19 protein-coding genes are annotated in these 19,525 nt (G+C 35.3%); 7 read left to right on the forward strand and 12 right to left on the reverse strand.

Features of this window, described 5'->3' with window-relative positions; all coding sequences use genetic code 11:
• Nucleotides 1-26: 26 nt before the first annotated feature.
• The 3 genes from uvrA to PB01_RS14690 form a co-directional block, all read right to left on the reverse strand.
• Nucleotides 27-2,918, reverse strand: a complete 2,892-nt coding sequence (uvrA, locus tag PB01_RS14680) for an excinuclease ABC subunit UvrA (RefSeq protein WP_151700887.1) — start codon at nucleotides 2,916-2,918, stop codon at nucleotides 27-29.
• 4 nt (nucleotides 2,919-2,922) lie between these two features.
• The gene (gene uvrB, locus PB01_RS14685; protein WP_151700888.1) at nucleotides 2,923-4,905 is read right to left on the reverse strand and encodes an excinuclease ABC subunit UvrB; all 1,983 of its coding nucleotides are present in this window, start codon (nucleotides 4,903-4,905) and stop codon (nucleotides 2,923-2,925) included.
• Between the two features lie 117 nt (nucleotides 4,906-5,022).
• Nucleotides 5,023-5,259: an IDEAL domain-containing protein gene (locus PB01_RS14690; protein WP_151700889.1), complete on the reverse strand. Its 237-nt coding sequence runs from the start codon at nucleotides 5,257-5,259 to the stop codon at nucleotides 5,023-5,025.
• A 177-nt stretch (nucleotides 5,260-5,436) separates the two neighbouring features.
• Here PB01_RS14690 and PB01_RS14695 point away from each other — a divergent pair, with 177 nt between their 5' ends.
• Nucleotides 5,437-5,979 (forward strand): competence protein ComK, encoded by a 543-nt coding sequence (locus tag PB01_RS14695; RefSeq protein WP_151700890.1) that lies wholly within the window; start codon nucleotides 5,437-5,439, stop codon nucleotides 5,977-5,979.
• Here the strand turns inward: PB01_RS14695 and PB01_RS14700 are convergent.
• Together PB01_RS14700 and PB01_RS14705 are read right to left on the reverse strand one after the other, a co-directional pair.
• The gene (locus PB01_RS14700; protein WP_151700891.1) at nucleotides 5,976-6,341 is read right to left on the reverse strand and encodes a YhjD family protein; all 366 of its coding nucleotides are present in this window, start codon (nucleotides 6,339-6,341) and stop codon (nucleotides 5,976-5,978) included. The genes PB01_RS14695 and PB01_RS14700 overlap by 4 nt on opposite strands.
• Nucleotides 6,342-7,019: 678 nt before the next feature.
• Nucleotides 7,020-8,249, reverse strand: a complete 1,230-nt coding sequence (locus PB01_RS14705) for an EAL and HDOD domain-containing protein (protein ID WP_151700892.1) — start codon at nucleotides 8,247-8,249, stop codon at nucleotides 7,020-7,022.
• A gap of 158 nt (nucleotides 8,250-8,407) precedes the next feature.
• Between PB01_RS14705 and PB01_RS14710 the strand changes: the two genes are divergently transcribed.
• The 3 genes from PB01_RS14710 to PB01_RS14720 all read left to right on the forward strand — a co-directional run bounded on the left by PB01_RS14710 (nucleotide 8,408) and on the right by PB01_RS14720 (nucleotide 11,626).
• Nucleotides 8,408-9,184, forward strand: coding sequence for an enoyl-CoA hydratase-related protein (locus PB01_RS14710; RefSeq protein WP_151700893.1), 777 nt, complete (start codon nucleotides 8,408-8,410; stop codon nucleotides 9,182-9,184).
• A gap of 472 nt (nucleotides 9,185-9,656) precedes the next feature.
• A complete protein-coding gene (locus tag PB01_RS14715) occupies nucleotides 9,657-11,087 on the forward strand; it encodes an FAD-binding protein (RefSeq protein ID WP_151700894.1) in 1,431 nt (476 codons plus the stop codon).
• Nucleotides 11,087-11,626 (forward strand): MFS transporter, encoded by a 540-nt coding sequence (locus PB01_RS14720; protein WP_151700895.1) that lies wholly within the window; start codon nucleotides 11,087-11,089, stop codon nucleotides 11,624-11,626. Before PB01_RS14715 ends, PB01_RS14720 begins: the two co-directional genes overlap by 1 nt.
• A gap of 60 nt (nucleotides 11,627-11,686) precedes the next feature.
• Here PB01_RS14720 and PB01_RS14725 read toward each other — a convergent pair whose 3' ends face one another.
• From PB01_RS14725 to PB01_RS14750, 6 genes are all read right to left on the reverse strand, one after another.
• Nucleotides 11,687-12,160: a cytochrome c biogenesis protein CcdC gene (locus PB01_RS14725; RefSeq protein WP_151700896.1), complete on the reverse strand. Its 474-nt coding sequence runs from the start codon at nucleotides 12,158-12,160 to the stop codon at nucleotides 11,687-11,689.
• 167 nt (nucleotides 12,161-12,327) lie between these two features.
• Nucleotides 12,328-13,125: a class I SAM-dependent methyltransferase gene (locus PB01_RS14730; RefSeq protein WP_151700897.1), complete on the reverse strand. Its 798-nt coding sequence runs from the start codon at nucleotides 13,123-13,125 to the stop codon at nucleotides 12,328-12,330.
• A complete protein-coding gene (locus PB01_RS14735) occupies nucleotides 13,106-13,675 on the reverse strand; it encodes a histidine phosphatase family protein (protein ID WP_151702068.1) in 570 nt (189 codons plus the stop codon). The genes PB01_RS14730 and PB01_RS14735 overlap by 20 nt, the downstream gene beginning before the upstream one ends.
• 51 nt (nucleotides 13,676-13,726) lie before the next feature.
• On the reverse strand, nucleotides 13,727-14,206 hold the full coding sequence (locus tag PB01_RS14740; RefSeq protein ID WP_151700898.1) for a DUF4306 domain-containing protein: 480 nt from the start codon (nucleotides 14,204-14,206) through the stop codon (nucleotides 13,727-13,729).
• Nucleotides 14,207-14,311: 105 nt separating this feature from the next.
• Nucleotides 14,312-14,719, reverse strand: a complete 408-nt coding sequence (locus tag PB01_RS14745) for a hypothetical protein (RefSeq protein WP_151700899.1) — start codon at nucleotides 14,717-14,719, stop codon at nucleotides 14,312-14,314.
• Between the two features lie 42 nt (nucleotides 14,720-14,761).
• Complete coding sequence (locus tag PB01_RS14750) at nucleotides 14,762-15,262, reverse strand: NUDIX domain-containing protein (RefSeq protein WP_151700900.1); 501 nt, start codon at nucleotides 15,260-15,262, stop codon at nucleotides 14,762-14,764.
• Nucleotides 15,263-15,376: 114 nt separating this feature from the next.
• Between PB01_RS14750 and PB01_RS14755 the strand changes: the two genes are divergently transcribed.
• The 3 genes from PB01_RS14755 to PB01_RS14765 are packed head-to-tail and all read left to right on the forward strand — an operon-like array spanning nucleotide 15,377 to nucleotide 18,454.
• Complete coding sequence (locus PB01_RS14755) at nucleotides 15,377-16,279, forward strand: DoxX-like family protein (RefSeq protein WP_151700901.1); 903 nt, start codon at nucleotides 15,377-15,379, stop codon at nucleotides 16,277-16,279.
• 11 nt (nucleotides 16,280-16,290) lie between these two features.
• The gene (locus tag PB01_RS14760; RefSeq protein WP_151700902.1) at nucleotides 16,291-16,902 is read left to right on the forward strand and encodes a DUF4166 domain-containing protein; all 612 of its coding nucleotides are present in this window, start codon (nucleotides 16,291-16,293) and stop codon (nucleotides 16,900-16,902) included.
• Complete coding sequence (locus tag PB01_RS14765; RefSeq protein WP_151700903.1) at nucleotides 16,892-18,454, forward strand: YndJ family protein; 1,563 nt, start codon at nucleotides 16,892-16,894, stop codon at nucleotides 18,452-18,454. The genes PB01_RS14760 and PB01_RS14765 overlap by 11 nt, the downstream gene beginning before the upstream one ends.
• A gap of 741 nt (nucleotides 18,455-19,195) precedes the next feature.
• Here the strand turns inward: PB01_RS14765 and PB01_RS14770 are convergent.
• Nucleotides 19,196-19,408, reverse strand: coding sequence for a hypothetical protein (locus tag PB01_RS14770; RefSeq protein WP_151700904.1), 213 nt, complete (start codon nucleotides 19,406-19,408; stop codon nucleotides 19,196-19,198).
• Nucleotides 19,409-19,525 lie beyond the last annotated feature (117 nt).

Here is a 19,525-nt window from a genome sequence, read left to right on the forward strand (position 1 = left end):
TAATACGATTAAATGGAAAAAAGGTTTCACTTGGATTCTACTGCAACTTTTTTCTTTTTAGTCGCTTTTAATATTACTTCGTCCATTCTCCCTCGGTCGCGTTCCAAAATGGTTTTTAAATATTTCCCTGTGTAAGAGTCTTTTGTTTCAGCTATTTTTTCCGGTGTGCCTACTCCAATAATCATTCCACCTTTGTCGCCGCCTTCGGGACCCAAATCGATCATATAATCCGCTGTCTTAATCACATCTAAATTATGTTCAATAACTAGTACGGAGTCCCCATTTTCTACAAGACGTTGTAGTACCACAAGTAAACGTGCAATATCATCTACGTGCAAACCAGTTGTTGGCTCATCGAGAATATAAAATGATTTTCCGTTGGATCTTTTATGCAACTCGGAAGCAAGTTTTACACGTTGGGCTTCTCCCCCTGAGAGTGTCGTAGCTGGTTGACCTAACTCCATATATCCTAGACCAACGTCCACAATAGTTTGTAATTTACGGCTAATTTTTGGATGGTTTTCAAAAAACGCTAATCCATCCTCCACTGTCATTTTTAATACTTCCGCTATATTTTTCCCTTTATAATGTACTTCTAATGTTTCCCGATTATACCGTTTTCCATGACAAACTTCACAAGGTACATAGACGTCTGGTAAAAAGTGCATTTCAATTTTAATAATTCCATCTCCGCGACATGCTTCACAGCGTCCACCTTTTACGTTAAAACTAAACCTACCTTTTTTATACCCTCTTACTTTTGCTTCATTTGTCGCTGCATATAAGTCACGGATATCATCAAATACTCCTGTATAAGTAGCGGGATTTGATCTTGGTGTTCGTCCGATAGGAGATTGGTCAATCTCAATTACTTTTTCCAATTCCTCTATTCCTTCTATGCTTTTGTTTGCCCCCGGTTTCACTTTAGATCGGTTAAGCTTTTGTGCAAGCGACTTATAAAGAATTTCATTCACAAGTGTACTTTTCCCTGAACCAGAAACACCAGTTACTGCTGTAAATACCCCTAAAGGAATATCTACATTGACATTTTTTAAGTTATTTTCAGAAGCCCCTTTAATTTTGATAAAACGACCATCTGGCTTTCTTCTTTCTGTTGGTAAAGGGATGAATTTCTTTCCACTTAAATACTGACCCGTTAGTGATTTTTTATTTTTCATTACTTGTTCAGGTGTGCCTGCAGCGACGATTTCTCCTCCACGAATCCCAGCACCAGGGCCAACATCGATTAAATAATCGGCTGCCATCATTGTGTCTTCATCATGCTCTACTACTATCAGTGTGTTTCCAATATCACGCATATTCTTTAAAGTTTCGATCAATCGATCATTATCTCTTTGGTGTAAACCAATGGAAGGTTCATCTAAAATATATAAAACCCCTGTAAGCCTTGATCCTATTTGAGTAGCTAGACGAATGCGCTGTGCTTCTCCACCAGATAATGTACCCGATGCACGATTCAACGTTAAGTAATCTAGACCGACATTTTCTAAAAAGCCAAGGCGTTCATTAATTTCTCTAAAAACTAATCGTGCAATTTGCATATCTTTTTCTGATAGTGTTAACTGATTAAAAAATCGATTTGCTTCTTCAATCGAAAACTCCGTTACTTGACCTATATGTAAGGAATCCACTTTTACTGCAAGGGTTTCTTCTTTTAATCGATAGCCTTTACAAGTAGGGCAATTATGTTGAGCCATATATTTTTCCATTTGTTCACGAATATAATCAGAGGATGTATCTTTATATCGACGTTCAATATTAGATAAAACCCCTTCAAATTGAATCTTGCTGTCTCTTACTTGCCCAAATTCATTTTCATAGCGAAAATGGATTTTATCTTCTCCCGAGCCATACATAATCTTATTCCACTGGTCGATTGGCAATTTCTCCACAGGTACCTTCATTTTAATTTTGTAATGTTTGCATACCGCTTCTAATAACTTGGGATAATACTGGGAACTTGTTGGTTGCCAGGCGATAATAGCCCCTTCTTCGAGTGTTAGTGTTTTATCGGGAACAACTAATTCTGGATCCACTTCTAGTTTCGTTCCTAACCCATCACACTCTGGGCATGCACCAAATGGACTGTTGAAAGAAAACATACGTGGTTCTAACTCACCGATAGAAAAACCGCAAATGGGACATGCATGATGCTCACTAAATAATATTTCTTCATGTTCCATCACATCAATTAATACTCTTCCATCTGCAATTCGAAGTGCGGATTCCAACGAATCACTTAAACGAGGTGCTACGCCTTCTTTCATCACAATTCGGTCAATCACTACTTCTATATTATGCTTTTTATTTTTATCTAAATTGATATCGTCATCCAAATCCATTAACTCACCGTCAACTCGAACACGTACATATCCTTGCTTCTTCATATCTTCCAGCAACTTTACATGAGTGCCTTTTCTGCCTGATACGATGGGAGCTAATACTTGCATACGTGTTTTTTCAGCGTACTCGCTCAAACGATCGACCATTTGCTCAATTGTTTGTGAACTTATCTCAATCCCGTGTGTGGGGCATATCGGTTTTCCAACTCGAGCAAATAATAGACGCAAATAATCGTAAATTTCCGTTACAGTCGCCACCGTAGAACGTGGATTTTTACTCGTCGTTTTTTGGTCAATGGATATGGCGGGTGAAAGACCCTCAATTACATCTACATCCGGTTTATCCATCTGCCCTAAAAATTGTCGTGCATAAGCCGATAATGACTCGACATAACGTCTTTGTCCTTCTGCATAAATCGTATCAAATGCTAGAGAGGATTTTCCAGAACCAGATAAGCCGGTCATTACAACAAGCTTATCCCTTGGTATTTTTAAACTTACATTTTTTAAATTATGTGCGCGAGCACCTTGTATAACAATCTCTTGATTTTTCACACTATCATCCTTCCAGCTTCAATTCCAGGATTGCATCACGTAATTCTGCAGCACGTTCAAAGTTTAGCGCCTTAGCCGAATCCTTCATTTCTTTTTCAAGATTTACTAATAAGGCCGCTTTTTCTTCTTTTGTTAGTGCTTTTCCACTCGTTAACTTTTGTGCATAAGTTGCTTCTTCTTCTGCAACTTGTGATGCACGAATAACTTCTCTTATTTTCTTCTCGATTGTTTTCGGGGTAATTCCATGCTTTTCATTGTATTCCATTTGAATGGTACGTCTACGGTCTGTTTCATCGATTGCTTTGCGCATGGAATCAGTCATTCTATCCGCGTACATTATTACTGTTCCATGTGAATTTCGTGCAGCTCGTCCAATCGTTTGAATTAAGGAACGTTCGGAGCGTAAAAATCCTTCTTTATCGGCATCTAAAATAGCAACTAGGGATACTTCTGGAATGTCGATACCTTCACGAAGTAAGTTAATCCCGATCAATACATCATACGTTCCTAAACGGAGTTCTCGTATAATTTCAATTCGTTCCAATGTTTTTATTTCTGAGTGTAGATATTGAACTTTAATTCCTATTTCTTTTAAATAGTCGGTTAAATCCTCTGACATTTTCTTCGTTAATGTTGTTATTAGAACTCGCTCATTTTTCAAGGCTCTCTCATGTATTTCATTGATTAAGTCATCTATTTGACCTTCAATTGGTTTTACTGTAATGACTGGATCTAGTAGCCCTGTTGGACGAATAATTTGTTCGACCATATCAGGAGTATGTTCTAATTCATATGGACCCGGCGTCGCTGATACGAAGATAGCTTGATGAACATGATCTTCAAATTCTCCAAAAGTAAGTGGACGGTTATCAAGCGCAGATGGTAATCGAAAACCATGATTTACTAGCACCGATTTTCTTGCTTGGTCACCATTAAACATTCCTCTTACTTGAGGCAATGAAACATGACTTTCATCTACTACTAGTAAAAAATCTTTTGGGAAATAGTCAAGGAGTGTATATGGTGTCGCCCCTGCCTCCCGTAAAGTTAGATGACGTGAGTAGTTTTCAATCCCTGAACAAAAACCCATTTCTCTCATCATTTCTAAATCATAGTTTGTCCGCTGTTCCAATCGTTGTGCTTCGAGTAACCTATCTTCCTTACGTAAAATTTTAAGCTGTTCCACTAATTCTTTTTCTATATTTTCTATTGCAAAAAGCATTTTTTCTTCACGTGTAACGAAGTGAGATGCTGGAAATATTGCTACATGATCTCGTTCCGCTAATATTTCCCCTGTCAATGCATTAACTTCCCGTATTCGATCGATTTCATCTCCAAAAAACTCCACACGGAGACAATTTTCATCTCGAGAAGCTGGAAAAATTTCCACAACATCCCCTCTTACCCGAAAAGTCCCACGTGTAAAACTAATATCATTTCGTTCATATTGAATATCAACTAATTTTCGAAGTAATTGGTTCCGCTCAATTTCCATGTTAGTTCGAAGTGAAACGACCATTTCTTTATATTCTTCAGGATTTCCCAAACCATATATACATGAAACCGATGCAATAATAATGACATCTTTTCGCTCGAATAAAGAAGATGTGGCGGAGTGACGAAGCTTATCAATTTCTTCGTTTATACTCGAATCCTTTTCTATATATGTATCGGTTTGTGGCACGTACGCTTCCGGTTGAAAATAATCATAATAGCTCACGAAATATTCTACTGCATTATTTGGAAAGAACTCTTTAAATTCACTATACAGTTGCCCTGCAAGTGTTTTATTATGAGCCATCACCAGTGTCGGTTTGTTTATTTGTTGAATAACATTTGAGATCGTAAACGTTTTCCCAGTACCAGTTGCACCAAGCAACGTTTGATGTTTTTTTCCTTCTCGAACGCCTTCTACTAATTGTTCAATTGCTTTTACTTGATCCCCTGCTGGCTCATACGGAGCTTGCAAATCGAATAGTTGATCCATAGTATGCCTCCTAAGGTTTAGATGTCTTTAGTTTAACATAATACGTTTTTAAAAACGAAGAAAACGAACGTATGTTTTTTGAGTTAGAAAAGAAAAACCGCTTTGCATAAGCGGCTTTTACTTTGTATTTTGTAATTGTTGTAATGCTTTCGTATACTTCATAAACTTTGTTCGATCTTTTTGATCAAGTGCCTCATCTATCAATCTTAATAATCGAAAACTACTTTGTTCCCGGTGGATAATGTTCAAAAACATATCAAGATATATTTCATTTAACAATTTTTCTGCAGAACTTTCTTTTCCAGTTTGACCCATTGCTTTCAAAAAATCTGCATATGAATATTGTTTGTCCATTTCCATCACCCCGATGTCTTTTTACCATTATATAAAAGTAAAACAAGAGTTGCAATCATTTTGAGAAAATTTTGATTTTAATGTTTATTTTAAAATTTTAAATATTCGTTATATTTACTTGATTTTTTTCCATATTTAACTATACTTGATGTATAAACTACTAAGGAGTGAATATGTATGACAATAAAAGCAGATGATAAATCCTTCCTAGTTTCATTTGAAACTGCGGTACTACAGCCGGTTCGAATAAATAACAAGATTTATACGAGGGTTACTAATATTTCAGGAGAATCCACCACAATAGGAAAAAAGCCTTACGACATTGTCCGTCAATCATGCGCCTACTACGGTTCTACTTTTCAACAAGCTAAACAACTTTCCAAAGATACTCTAGGTAATTACCTTAAACTCCCTATAGTAGTTGCTCATGACTATGGAAATCCTTTTATTTTAATACCACTTTTGTCTCCTAAATCGGATTTAAATGTTTGGTTTTCACTTAAAGCCATTGAAAGACTCGAAGCAAGTGAGGGTGGCTGTACGGTAGTATTAACAAACGGGGCAAAGATTACAGTAAATTCTTCCATTGTTACGTTAAGTAAACAAGTTGGGTTTGCAAATCTTTTAAATACACATTTTCTTAAACGGATGAGTCGCCTATCACATAACGAATTTATAACATCCCGAAATCAATTTTTCCAAAAAGAGTTCCAAGATTAACGAATCTTTTCCGCAAGGGCAAAGTATATAGAAAGTAGTTCTTCCACTCTGTTACGAAGGCGGACGTTTAGGTAACGACGATGTTCTTCATACCCACCATGAAAAAAAACATACTCAGTGAACATATCATCCCCTTCACCTCGAAGAACCTTCATACTATGTCGTCTCATATAAATATGCGTTTCTTTTAACTCTTTTTGTACTTGCTTGGCAGCTTCTTCTACCATAGATATATATGGACGTTTCAGCTTGAAGGGGGCTTGCTCGAAAATCATTCGATCTTTTTCTAAAATCGTTAATACCATCGGGAGATAGATCATGTTTTCTAAATATGGTATGGATTCTTCCGGTATTAGCGGCATGTCGCATTCTCCTTTTAGGAACACCTGTTCTTTTCTTAATTGTACATCTTTTATAAGAAAATGCAACTTTATTGATCAAGTATTTTCTACCAATTGAATGAATAAGAAAAATGCAAGCGTCCTTTAAGTGCATCTTGTCTTCTCTATTTCAAGAGTGCTTTGGACGAAACATTGGCTACACTATTATCAGGAGAATTTTTGTGGATTGAAAAGTAATTGCGTCACTTCTTAATCCACTTTTTTCGGTAATTTTGTGGCGGATGTTTGTCCGTCGCCTTCTTGAAATATGTAAAGACATAATGCATTAGGTTTGGATAATGAGAAAATAAATCCTATTTTACTCTTTTAAAAGCGGACGAAGATACAATTTCGTCCGCTCAGCGCTTCTTTATCTATGAATACTATCTATTTTTTTCAGGTTCCTCTTACCATATTGATAGACAATAGAAAGAACTAGTTCATTATATCGTCTTGAGTTTGCGATAATAGCGTGTGAATTAGCAATATACCCATATATTGGAGCGTAGCGAAGGAAGCAGCTTGATATTCCCCCCCAAAATGCGTCCGCCTGCAGCGGAAATCAACCTGTCCATATCATAAAAATTTATATACTTTTCCTTAATAAGAAAAATCTCGATGAGCAAGCGAAAAGCTCATCGAGATTTTTTATTAAAAGCGTTAATTTATTATTTCAGCAGCCCAACGACGTGCTTCTAGATAAAAATTATTTAATACGGCGTGATCAATTTCAAGTATTGCAGCCCCAACTATCATGTCATTCCAACGAACTTCATCACAAGCAATGGCTAGCTCTAAAATAGGGGTCATTACAGTTTCAGTGCCAGCCAATGTTGCTGCCACTTCATCTGAAAGGGGGAGTTCCTGAAGTAGTTGGTCCATCGAACGATGTAATAATGTATCAATTAAAGAAAACATCCCTATGATGAAATATTCAGAAGCATTTGGTAGAAACTTACGTCTTGCTAGTAAATCGCAAAACTTTGCTCGAAATAATGACGCTTCAATGAGGGCCATGCCATCACCTGAATGGCTTACCTTTGTTTCTCTAAGCAATAAAACATATAACCAGTGACTCAATTCTTCTAAACCAAGCATGAGTACTCCTTGCTTAATAGAGCGAACCTTTGACTTCGTGCGAATTGCAGGTGAATTAATCATCTTTAAAACTTTAAAAGAAAGAGATACATCCCGTTCTATTTCATCTGCAACCTCCTCGATTGATGCAGATTTATCCTGTAACAAGCTAATGATTCGAAAATATTGTGCCATATTTGTTGGTATTTCAGTTCCTTTAATAATTTCTGGTTTAGCAAAGAAATAGCCTTGAAAAAGCGTATAGCCTGAAGCTTTAGCCTCATAAAATACCGCTCGTGTTTCCACTTTTTCCGCAAGCAAAACGACATTCGGATAATTTGTTTTTACAATTTGTTCAATTGCTAGTCTTTCTTTTGATGTGCTCGCAAGGAAATCTACTTTAATGAAGTTAACAAGAGAAAATAGCTCATCATACAAAGTAACATTTTTTTGAAGAACAAAATCATCTAAAGCGATTAAAAAGCCAAGAGATTTAATTACTCTTATTTTTTGAATTAATGAAATCGTAATCGGAATATCCTCTAATATTTCTACGACTATTCGATCCGTTGGAAATTTCTCAAACACTTCTTTTTCTAATAAATTTTCTGTAAAATTAATAAAACATAGTTTTTCTCCCGCTAGTTCATTAATACCTATAGTAAGAAATGAATGTACAAGTACATCTAAAGTAGCAGTATCACCGTCTAGAGCGGCAAAAGAATTTCTTTGTCCATCTCTATATAATAATTCATATGCAAAAATACGTTCATTTTTAGTAAAAATCGGTTGTCTCGCAACAAAGATGTCCACGTAAATTCCTCAAATCTTTAAAATTTCAATAACATAATTGTACCAAACTGGAAAAGGAAAATCGACCTATTATGAATCCATTGCCTATAGATGACAGACTAGTAATAAAATGATATGTTTTGTAAGGGGAAGTAATTGTATTTTTAGGGGGATAAGAAATGAAATCGATTTATTATGAACAGCATGGAAATTTGGCATATGTAACACTAAATAGACCTGATGCGCTAAATGCATTTAATTACGAGATGCTTCGAGAGCTAGGCGATATTACAGAATCTATCCGCATAAATCCAGATATCCGTGTCGTAATTTTCACTGGAGCTGGAGAAAAATCGTTTAGTGTGGGAGCAGACTTAAAAGAACGAAAAAATTTAACAGATCAACAAGTAAAACGAAATATTTATAAAATTGGAGAAGTATTCTCAGCAATTGAAAATCTACCACAACCAACGATTGCTATGCTAAATGGCTACGCATTTGGTGGGGGTACAGAGCTTGCACTTGCATGTGATTTCCGAATTGCAGCAGATGATATTCAACTAGGATTAACCGAAACAAGTTTAGCCATTATACCAGGCGCGGGGGGAACGCAACGTCTACCGCGCCTTATCGGAGAAGCAAAAGCACTAGAGCTAATTTTAACTGCCAAAAGACTAAAAGCAGAAGAAGCATTAGCTTACGGATTAGTTACTAAAGTTACCTCTCGTGAAACACTAATAACAGAAACAGACAGCTTCGCAGCGCTGATGCTTGCCAATGGACCAATCGCACTTCAACAAGCAAAGTTTGCGATCAAACACGGCATGAATGTAGATTTACATACAGGGTTAAACATTGAACGTAAAGCCTACGAAATCACTATTCCAACAGAAGATCGAATAGAAGCTTTAAATGCATTTAGTGAAAAAAGAAAACCAGTTTTTAAAGGGAAATAATAAGAGGAGTCCAAATCCTTTTAACATAGGAAATTTTAGGAGTGCGAAGTGACTATGTCACTTCACACTCCTTTATTTATTTCGATAATTTTGTGGCGGATATTTGTTCGTTTTCCTATTGGAAAGTGAGCGAAATGGTGCATATAGTACCCATTGAAACATACCCGTTTAGAGTAAAAAGCCATAAAAACCATCTAAAGCCTACTTGATAAGTGGATATGTGGTGCTCGGGCATTCAGACTAGGTTAAGTGGTACTTAATCTGGTATGTGGTACTCAGACTAGCTTATGTGGTGCTCAATCTGGTATGTGGCACTCAGACTTGGTTATTTGGTATTCAATTCAAGTTATGTGGTACTCAGACTAGCTTATGTGGTACTTGGGCTAGGTTATGCGGTATCTAAAATCTTATCTTTCGAAATATTATTTTAAATAGTAAAATCTAGATAAAGTTAAAAAAGGAGGCGAGACTAATTTTCAAAAATCGCTATTTTGCTATTATTTTATATGCTGTCTTATTAATTTGCTCCTTTAAACTATTTCAATTTCAATTGTCCCACCCAATCGTAGAGGATTATGGGCGGCTTTTACCTATTAAGATGATGGCTGTGAAATCAAGCGATGATGAGGAAAATCTCCGTAAAATTATTGAACAAGCGAATATTCATGATGATCCAATTTCTATTGCAGGAATGCAGCATAGTCAAGGAGGTCAAACCCTCTATCCAAATGGCATCCTACTCGACATGAAAAACTATAATAAAATTCTAGCATTAGATAAAGAGAATAAACTCATCACTGTACAAAGTGGAGTAACTTGGGCTGCCATCCAATCCTATATCAACCCATATGGACTCGCTTTAATGGTTAGTCAATCCCAAAATATTTTCACAGTCGGTGGGTCGTTAAGTGTGAATGTGCACGGCCGCGACATTCGAAATACTTCTTTGATTGAATCCGTAGCATCATTTAGATTACTTAATGCAGAAGGGAATATTATTCATGTCAGTCGTGAAGAGAATTCTGAGCTCTTTCGGTTGGTAATTGGGGGTTACGGGTTATTCGGTGTAATTCTTGATGTAACATTGCAATTGACGGTTGATGAACTCTATCAAGTTCAAACAAAATCGCTAGCTTACGATGAATATAGTTCTTATTTCGCTACTAATGTCCTTGGAAAGGATACTGTAAAAATGCATCTGGCAAGAATTTCAGTTGCACCAGATAACTATTTGACGGATATGTATATAACGAACTATTTCACCACTGACCAATCAGTGCTAAATAAACACTCTACATTAAAACGGGAGAGCATCATCGCTGTCCCAAAATTCTTTCTTGGTCTTTCTCGTATCAATGATTGGGGAAAGAATATGTTTTGGAAAACACAAGAAACATACAATAAGAAGATTGATGGCTCTTATATTTCAAGAAATAATGTGATGCGCTCGGAATCAGCCTTTATGGAATATGACAGTACGAGTAAAACGGAAATATTGCAAGAATATTTCGTACCAATAGATGAGTTTACCAACTACATAGATGACTTAAGAGAAATGCTCCAAAAAGAAAAAGATTTTAATTTGCTGAACATTACCATTCGATATGTGAATAAGAATGATGAAGCAATCCTTTCTTATGCAAAAGAAGACATGTTTGCCCTCGTTTTGCTTATAAATCAAGGAACTAGTAAAGACAGTATCGAAGAAACAGGTCAAGTCATTCGGAAAATGATTGATATTACGTTAGCTCATGATGGAAGCTATTATCTTCCCTACTATAACTACCCTACAAAAGAACAGTTGGAAGAGGCATATCCTAGAGCAGAAGAATTCTTTGAAATGAAGGAAAAATATGATCCTAATCACCGGTTCATGAATCTTTTCTATGAGGAGTATCATTGATGAATTACAGAAGATTTATTGTCTATCAAAGTACTATAGGAATGGCGGCAAGTATGATTTTTCCGTTCTATGTGTTGCTGTTAAAAAATGTTGGGAGCAGCTATTCACAGTTCGGATGGGCATACGGAATATTTGCACTGACTGCTGCATTAAGTTACCCAATGATTGGCAAGCTTGCTGATAAAACCGGAGATAAAATTCTATTGATCCTTTATTCTTGGGGTATGGCACTAATTTTACTAGTCTTCCCTCTTGCCTTTGAAATCTGGCATGTTTATGTCCTTCAAGTAGTAATGGGATTACTAGGTGCCGTTCAGAAAAATTCCGAAAAAACAGTTCTAGCTCGTACAGTCAATAAAGAGACGGCAGGCAAAGAAATTGGTCGCTATCATATTTGGACATCGGTTGGTGCAGCTTTAGCGGTTATAGTTACGGGGTATTTAGTTGATTTTCTGACGATTGGGAGCATTTTTTATGTAGCTTCTATTGTATTTGCTTGGAGTGGGGTTTATATGATGAATATGAAATCAACAGGATAAATAAAAATGCTCTTCCAACCTTTGTAACTGTAAGATAGGTTGGAAGAGCACCAATATTTCTTAGTACTTATAAGATGCTTTATATACTTTACGAAATTTAAGAAATGAGATTAGTCTCCAAGGAATTATATAACTGATTGCAACAATCATAAATAGTGCCATTACGTTGCTAGGATCTATTTCGTTTAAGTATCTTCTAAGAATAAAACGAATTGCTAAGATTATAATGAAAGCAACAAAAAATGAAATATTTTTCTTTGCATATATGCATTGATCTTCCCTAATTTCAAATTGTGTTGTCCAAATCAATGGGATAGAAAGAATCATGCCAACTAATATAGCAATGCTGCTCCATATCCATGTTACATGCATATTAGGGCTGAATAATAAACCTAATGCTGGAAAAAAGTATAGAATGGGAAGTAATATTCTCTTTCCATTACCCTTGATAGGACGGTACATGCTTCTACCTTTTCTCCATAAAACAAGAATTGCAATAATAATTATTAATCCATAAAATGAACTTGTATCCATATGCCCCTCCTTCTATTATTAAGAACACTACATTAGCACTTTAAATAGTCATAATAAGTAAGACCGCAACATTATATGCGCAATCCAAGAAAATTATCCGCCACATCCCTCTCACAACATCAATTGTATTATTTGTCGCATTACTAAGATATTTTATTTGTTCCTCATCATTTTGCAGCTATTAATGTATATAATCCAGGTATATTATTTTCTACCCCTTCAGGTGAATTTGCAGGAAATGCCCACTTAACTCCTGCTTCTTCATCAAGATAACTTATATTAAGCCCGGAACATGAAATAGCTGTAACAATTTCACCTAAAGTCCATCTTCGAATATTCACTTTACTCAAAGCGGCTCTCTCTTCCTCTGGTAGCAAGATGCTATAAGCTACATCCTCTTCCACCACTTCTTTACTAAAATAATCTCCATTTGCGATCATTTTATTTCCTTCAACATGCACTAATTTTGAAACGATAGGATGATAATCTCTTAAAATAAATTGACCGCCTGGCTTAAGTGAATCGTAAACCACTCTAAATAGAGGAAGTAAATCGACGAAGTAATGCAATACACCAAGTTCTAATATCACGCAATCAAAATCCGCTATTCCTTCATTTTTCGGAACTTCTAAAATATCTGAAACTATGTACTTGATATTTACAAGCGCTTCTTTTGCTAGCTCCATCGCATATTTTCGATTATCTTCCGATATATCCACTACCGTAACATCTGCTCCTAATAGCGCAAAAGATACCGCTTTATTCCCTTTTGAACCTAAGAAATTAGCAATTTTTTTACCATTAACATCGCCTATGAGATTCAAATAGTCAGATACAGCATCCTCTGGTTTTTCCATTAACTTTTCAGCATATTCTTTAGGTGAGCCATGTCGATTAGTCCAAGCTTGATAAGCAGATTGATTCCACCCTATTTGATTTACCCGACTAAGTGTTTTTTGTTCCATTACTCCACCTCCTAACCTCATTTTTACCGAGATTATATACTTTATATTTACCATTATTTGAGGAAAATCTTAGTATATTTTTATCTTTTGGTATACCTTCAAAATAAGCACCAATACAGCCAGTTGTACATTTGTGTCCAGATATTAAAATGTTTAGTTGTCTTTTGCCATAGTCAGCTTCTAGTTCCTTCATGAAGAGAAAAACCCTCTTTATATAGCTATGGATGTCTTCAACGCTCTTATAAACACTAGAATCAGGAACTACTCCATCCATTTTTACTTCTGCTTTTTTTAATCGATCAGCTTCTCCTAAATCAAATACATCCAGTCTAGTATCGATTATTACTTTTATACCCGTTACTAGCTTTGCTGTTTGAATAGCTCTTTCTTGTGGGGAAGAAAAAACATAATCGAATTTTATGTTTTGAAGTTCGTCTCTTAATAGTTCCGCTTGTTCTATGCCATACACATTTAATGGCAAGCCTAATCTTCCTTGCATTCTTCCTTCTTTATTCAAATCAGTTTGTCCATGCCTAACTACGTAAATCAATTTTTCACCCCTAATCCAAGACTGATATAATTTGGTTAAATTCAGCATCATTTACAGCAACCGTTTCTGGAACATCATTATATTAAACAATTTAAGTAGCGCAATAACTATTAGTAAAATGCCCATTAAAAGAAAACAATTGAAAAAAGATTTCAAACCAATAGTTGGTGAACTTGGTACAAGAACACTTAATACTATAAATAAAACGCCAATACAAGAAAGGAAATAGGGAAACTTCTTACCTTTACGTTTAAGTAGAGCATATCCTAGAAGGATTATAATGTACGTACTACTGAGTAACATAAGTAAAGGAAATGAAGAAGCAAATTTAGCAGCATATACAAAATAATCAATTATTAAAATGTCGGTTCCTTGCTTCACCGGACCATGTACCATCTCTGAAAAAATAGCAGTATATTTCCATTCCCATGGAGTATGTACTATTTCACTTCCTTCATACCACGCAACAAGAGTCGAAAATACCAAAAACATGCAAGCTACACTTAATTGTAGAATAATCTTAAAAGACATTTTTTCACCTCCACTATATTGTACTAAATTGCCAGTTAGTCGAATGACAATAAGTGTATCATTTATTCATTTGGTTAAAAATTACCCCAATGATTAGAAATTGTTTTACTTCTTCAAAATATCTAAGATGCAGTAACCTAGTACAATTCCTGCTGCTACAGTGAATGGAGTACTAATAGTCATACCAACATAATCTGCAAACAAAAATTGTTCTCCGAATGAAGTATAAGTCCAAATTGGAGAAGTCGCGATATATAGAGATGGTGTACCGATAGCTAATAATTTTACCCAATCGAATGTCCATTTTTTCTGTTGCTGAATGTCTTTGACCAATGCAGGTAGTTTAAATAACATCCCAATAATTATAGGAAACACAAAATTGAATATAAATATTCTTTTGTAATCAAACGTTTCTTCTGCATTGGATTTTAAATTCATATAGTACACGCTACTTAAGTAGCAGATAAAACCAATAAATATGGTCCAACCAAAATAATACATAAATCGCTTCATCAAAAATCATCCTTCCAAATGGATTACAAGTTCAGATAATAATTAATTTATATCCCCAACAAAAGATGTAGCTTTTCCACTTACAAAAAAAGAAATTAAATGTGTTCTCAAAGCTTGAGGATATAGCTTATAATCTAACAACTCGGTAATTGGTAGCCATTCCGTTCCTATTTGGCCCTTGTCTGGACTATCTCCATCATTAAAAGTGTCTTGATTAACATTACATAAAAACATAAATTCAGTCTGATGAGCATGAGAATGATATGCAGCAAGTTCATGATTTTCCCCAATATATTCACGCACAAATATCAATTCTCCAATTTCCACTTCCGCTCCTAGCTCTTCTCTACACTCTAGTGCTTGATGAAGATTTTCACCATGCTTTTGACCACCACCAGGTAGAATATAATATGTTCCACCATTTTCATGTAATTTAATAGTTAATAATTTGCCGTCTTTTACTATAACTGCTTTTGCTGAATTTCTTATTCCCATTTTAAATACTTTAACGATAACTTTTTGTGCTAGATTTTTTATGGTCATTTAAAATACTCACCAATCAATATCAATTAATCATCCAGCTTACCTACTTATCTATTCTCCAACATTATCCAAAATTCCTTCATCTTGTGATAAGCTTGACTAGAGGTGAAACGAATGAAGAGGAAAGCCATATATGTTGAAACAACTATTAATACCGAAATAGAAAAGTTATGGGATGCCACGCAGAATCCGGAACAACATGAACAATGGGATCTGCGCTTTTCTTCTATCACCTATTTACCAAAAGAAGAACATGAGCCGCAGCATTTTGAATATAAAACGAATATCGGGTTGGGCTTGAATATTGCTGGTTGGGGAAAAAGCGTTGGTACTTTTCATGCAAAGGACGATTCGAGAACATCCTCCTTACACTTTGGAACGGATCAAGCGATTTCCATCATTCGCGAAGGAAAAGGCTATTGGAAGTATAAGCCTGAACAAAATTCGATTAAATTTCTAACACAATACGATTATGAAACTAATTTTGGCGCAATAGGTAGATTCTTTGACCATCTTATTTTCCGACCACTTATTGGGTGGGCGACAGCGCTAAGCTTTGATGTATTAAAGAGATGGCTTGAAAAAGGAGAATCTCCATCTGCACAATATAGTCGATTTTTCAGTCATTGGATCATCACACTCTTATTCTTTTTCGTATGGGTATATCAAGGCTTAGTACCTAAATTGATAATGATGCATCCAGAAGAAGTGTCTATGACGAAAAGATTACTAGCTATCACAACAAGTGAAGCAGCTGGCATTGTCGGGAAAATTGGCATGGCGGAAATAATCTTTGGTTTCATTTGGTTACTCTATTCTAATAAAAAAAGATTACTAGGAATACAATTAATCCTTTTCCCATTGCTCACCTTATCAGCCATTCTTGCGGATCCTGCTATTCTTAGTCATCCATTTAATCCTTTAACTTTTAACGTAACTTTATTTGGTCTTTCTATTATTGGATTTTTCATGAGGAAGGATATTCCGACTGCTAAAAGCTGTAAACGAACGAGATAAGGAGCATTTAAATGTCTATCTATAAACAAATACTTGGTGATCAATTTTATCGACTTCAGCCAATGCTCCAAAAAAGATATACACTTCCTGATGGGAAACCTTTTAAAGCAACCGGCACCATGAATAAAATAAGCGGAGGACCTAAATGGCTGCTCCCTTTGTTTTTGCTTGGAACTCGTTGGAAGTTTTTATTTCCAGAGCAAGGAGAAAACATTCCTTTTTCTATAGTAAACAGTAGTCGAATCGGGGCAAACGGCGAGAACCAAGTCCACTGGGAAAGAATCTTTCAGTTTCCTAAAAAGAAAAGATATTTTAATGCACTTATGAGCCTAGATTTTAATGAAGGCGTCGTAAAAGATTATCTAGGAGAACCGAGTTTATTTTACTCTGAACTGGCTTTCTTTGTTTCGAAAGAAGGACATATGCGAATTGAATCAAGAAAACAGCGATTTGTTATTGGATCAATTGAAATTCCTTTATCTAAAATTTTTCAAGGTATTTTACAAGTAAATGAATATTATATAGAAGAAAGAGACGTTTTTTCTATACATGTCGTCATTACAAATCCGTTAATCGGCAATTTATTTGAATACGAAGGAGAATTTCGAGCGGATGACTTTTAAACGAATTATGTTATTGCATATTATTTTATTTCTAGCTACTATGTTTTTTAGTGAAACTCCTTGGTATTTTTTAATGCTCACAGTCGCTCAGCTTTTATTTGTACCAATCACTTTACAATTAATCTTGAAACAAGAGAATCGAGTGTATTATTATTTTGCAATACCAGCTTTTACGTCTGTTTTTATTTTACAAATAACGACGGATACTAAGTTGGACCTATTATTAGCAGCCATTTATCTTCTTTTTACATTAGTCATTGCTTTATATGGATTCGGTCGTTTTATCCGCCGAGGCTTTGCGCATTTAGAAGAATTTTCGATTGATGCTGGGATGATTTATTTATTCATCGGGGGTATTTGGTTCTTTGCTTCTGTTGCCGAAATTGATACTGATTTTTCACCTATTCTTACATGGTTAACTGGAATTCACTTTCATTATTCAGCTTTCTTATTGCCCATTTTCGTAGGATTTCTTGGTCGTTTATATAAGACAACTGCATATAAAATATTCTGTACCATCATTTTAATTTCTCCGATCGTTGTAGCAATAAGTATAACCTTCTTCCCTTGGCTTGAAGTTGTTTCAGTGCTTCTTTATATTATTGGGATTTATGGACTAATTGTATTAACTATTAAAACCACATTTGCAAGTGTACGACAAAAAGTGTTCGTGCTTATATCATTCGGTTCGTTAGGGGTTACCATTATTTTCTCTTTACTGTATGCAACTAGAATTTTTAGTATAGGCATTGATTTCATGTTACGCTTTCATGGATTTTTTAATTGTATTTTATTCGCACTATGTGGAATTATCGGTTGGTCTATTTTCACACCTCCCTCTAAAGGACAAGGTTGTCTTTTTCCAGTTAGCAAAATTAGAGGAAAGCTCGTTATTGGTGAGCAAATTTTGACTGATCATCTGGAGAAGAGAACTTACAAAGGGCTTGTCGATGATATGAATATGTATATGGAGAAGGAAACCATATCTTCTACCATCATCGATTTTTACGAAAATACAACTCAATACAGATTATTCTCTGAGGTGCATTGGCACACTTGGTTTAAGCCATTTGCAGCTATTTATAAACTTATTAGTAGGAGAATACAGCAACTCAACCTACCTTATTCTAATAAACAGATGGAAATGACTGGCGACATAGTTGCCGTAGAGGATGGCCGCTCCGATACGAGAGCATGGGTACGAAAAATCAACAAAGAAGTCATCTTTGTCGCTCTCTACTCATCCCATCGAGGGAATAATAAAACGTATATGAATATTGCTTTGCCACTACCTTGGTCATCAATGATTGGAATACTGGAATTACATCAGCAAGGAGAAAAGCTTCTCTTAACAAGTAAAGGAACTAGCGATTCCGATGCGGGGATTTATTTAGCTACTAAGAAATACGTATTTAAATTACCACTACAAGAGCAATTTTTACTTGAGGAAATAAAAGAAGGAGAGCTTCGTGCAAAACATCAAATGCGGATATTCTCTATACCTTTTTTAACGATTAATTACAGGATTCATAGAAAAGAAATCTTTAATTAAATGAAGGAGCTTTCCGTCAAGTAACGGGTTCCGTTACCTATTGCAAAACTAGAATTTACACACATAATTGTAAGTAAAAATGTAATATTAAGAGCACCGTAAATTACGGTGCTTTTGTTTACAAAAAAATAGCCCAGTTCAATTTCGAACTGGGCTATTGCCTGTGTTTAAATGCCAAACGCTTGTTCAACTAAAGCACCAATTAGCCATCCATGCAGCACAAAATCAGGGCTGCACCACAGAGAATGAAAATGATCAGGAAGTGCCAATACTGATACTGACCTTTATCCAGTCTACCGTAATCCATAGACTTATTTACGCTCTCCTCTTTTTTTAACAATTAAGCAGAGGTCTTCTTAAGTATTGTCATTTTTCTTTTGTTTAAGAAACTAATTTTCATGGTAGTTTAAGTACATTATTTAACATTCTTACTTGAATCCGATATTATACGCTCTATAAAAAATAATTAAAGAGAAAAGGAACTAATAAAACTAAAATAGAACCTATACCAAAAACAGATACCACTTTTATCATGTCTTTTTTCAAGATAATCCCCCTAAGCGTTTTTTATAATTGTTAATACGTTCCAAAACGAAAAAGATTCCAAAATAATCCACCTAAAATAGATTAGACTTATTCAAGTAAGGGGTGCTTAGTTCAATAACAATAATGGCTTTTTACTGACAGACCTATTCTGCTAAAGCACCCGTTAGTGCAATAAGGACTTTTAAAACTCTAATATTATTTAGAACTTCTTATGACTCTAAAAGACAAACTCGACAAAATAAACGAAACAACAATTAGTATTGGAGTTACAACAAAAATTGTTAATAGGTCAGTTGTAACATTCCAAGGCACATAAGCATTCCACATCAAACCCATAAATTTCCACAAAGTACAAAAAATAAATATTACGAATAAAAAATAAATAATATTCGCTAATACTTGATTCATTTTATATACCCCCCCCAAAGCATTGAAATGTTATTTGTTACAAAATACAATATCCTTGTTCAACTAACCTGACCCGTTAGTAAAAAAGGCTCTACTCCTTATTGAAGTAAAGCACCC

The organism is Psychrobacillus glaciei, assembly GCF_008973485.1.
GTDB classification, from domain to species: Bacteria; Bacillota; Bacilli; order Bacillales_A; family Planococcaceae; genus Psychrobacillus; species Psychrobacillus glaciei.

Excerpts from the sequence above, each read along its gene's own strand:
- PB01_RS14700 (WP_151700891.1), bottom strand. The coding sequence starts at position 6,341 with ATGCCGCTAATACCGGAAGAATCCATACCATATTTAGAAAACATGATC.
- PB01_RS14710 (WP_151700893.1), top strand. The coding sequence starts at position 8,408 with ATGAAATCGATTTATTATGAACAGCATGGAAATTTGGCATATGTAACA.
- PB01_RS14725 (WP_151700896.1), bottom strand. The coding sequence starts at position 12,160 with ATGGATACAAGTTCATTTTATGGATTAATAATTATTATTGCAATTCTT.
- PB01_RS14695 (WP_151700890.1), top strand. The coding sequence starts at position 5,437 with ATGACAATAAAAGCAGATGATAAATCCTTCCTAGTTTCATTTGAAACT.
- PB01_RS14690 (WP_151700889.1), bottom strand. The coding sequence starts at position 5,259 with ATGGACAAACAATATTCATATGCAGATTTTTTGAAAGCAATGGGTCAA.
- PB01_RS14765 (WP_151700903.1), top strand. The coding sequence starts at position 16,892 with ATGACTTTTAAACGAATTATGTTATTGCATATTATTTTATTTCTAGCT.
- uvrB (WP_151700888.1), bottom strand. The coding sequence starts at position 4,905 with ATGGATCAACTATTCGATTTGCAAGCTCCGTATGAGCCAGCAGGGGAT.
- PB01_RS14745 (WP_151700899.1), bottom strand. The coding sequence starts at position 14,719 with ATGAAGCGATTTATGTATTATTTTGGTTGGACCATATTTATTGGTTTT.
- PB01_RS14760 (WP_151700902.1), top strand. The coding sequence starts at position 16,291 with ATGTCTATCTATAAACAAATACTTGGTGATCAATTTTATCGACTTCAG.
- PB01_RS14750 (WP_151700900.1), bottom strand. The coding sequence starts at position 15,262 with ATGACCATAAAAAATCTAGCACAAAAAGTTATCGTTAAAGTATTTAAA.
- PB01_RS14740 (WP_151700898.1), bottom strand. The coding sequence starts at position 14,206 with ATGTCTTTTAAGATTATTCTACAATTAAGTGTAGCTTGCATGTTTTTG.
- PB01_RS14720 (WP_151700895.1), top strand. The coding sequence starts at position 11,087 with ATGAATTACAGAAGATTTATTGTCTATCAAAGTACTATAGGAATGGCG.
- PB01_RS14770 (WP_151700904.1), bottom strand. The coding sequence starts at position 19,408 with ATGAATCAAGTATTAGCGAATATTATTTATTTTTTATTCGTAATATTT.
- PB01_RS14730 (WP_151700897.1), bottom strand. The coding sequence starts at position 13,125 with ATGGAACAAAAAACACTTAGTCGGGTAAATCAAATAGGGTGGAATCAA.
- PB01_RS14755 (WP_151700901.1), top strand. The coding sequence starts at position 15,377 with ATGAAGAGGAAAGCCATATATGTTGAAACAACTATTAATACCGAAATA.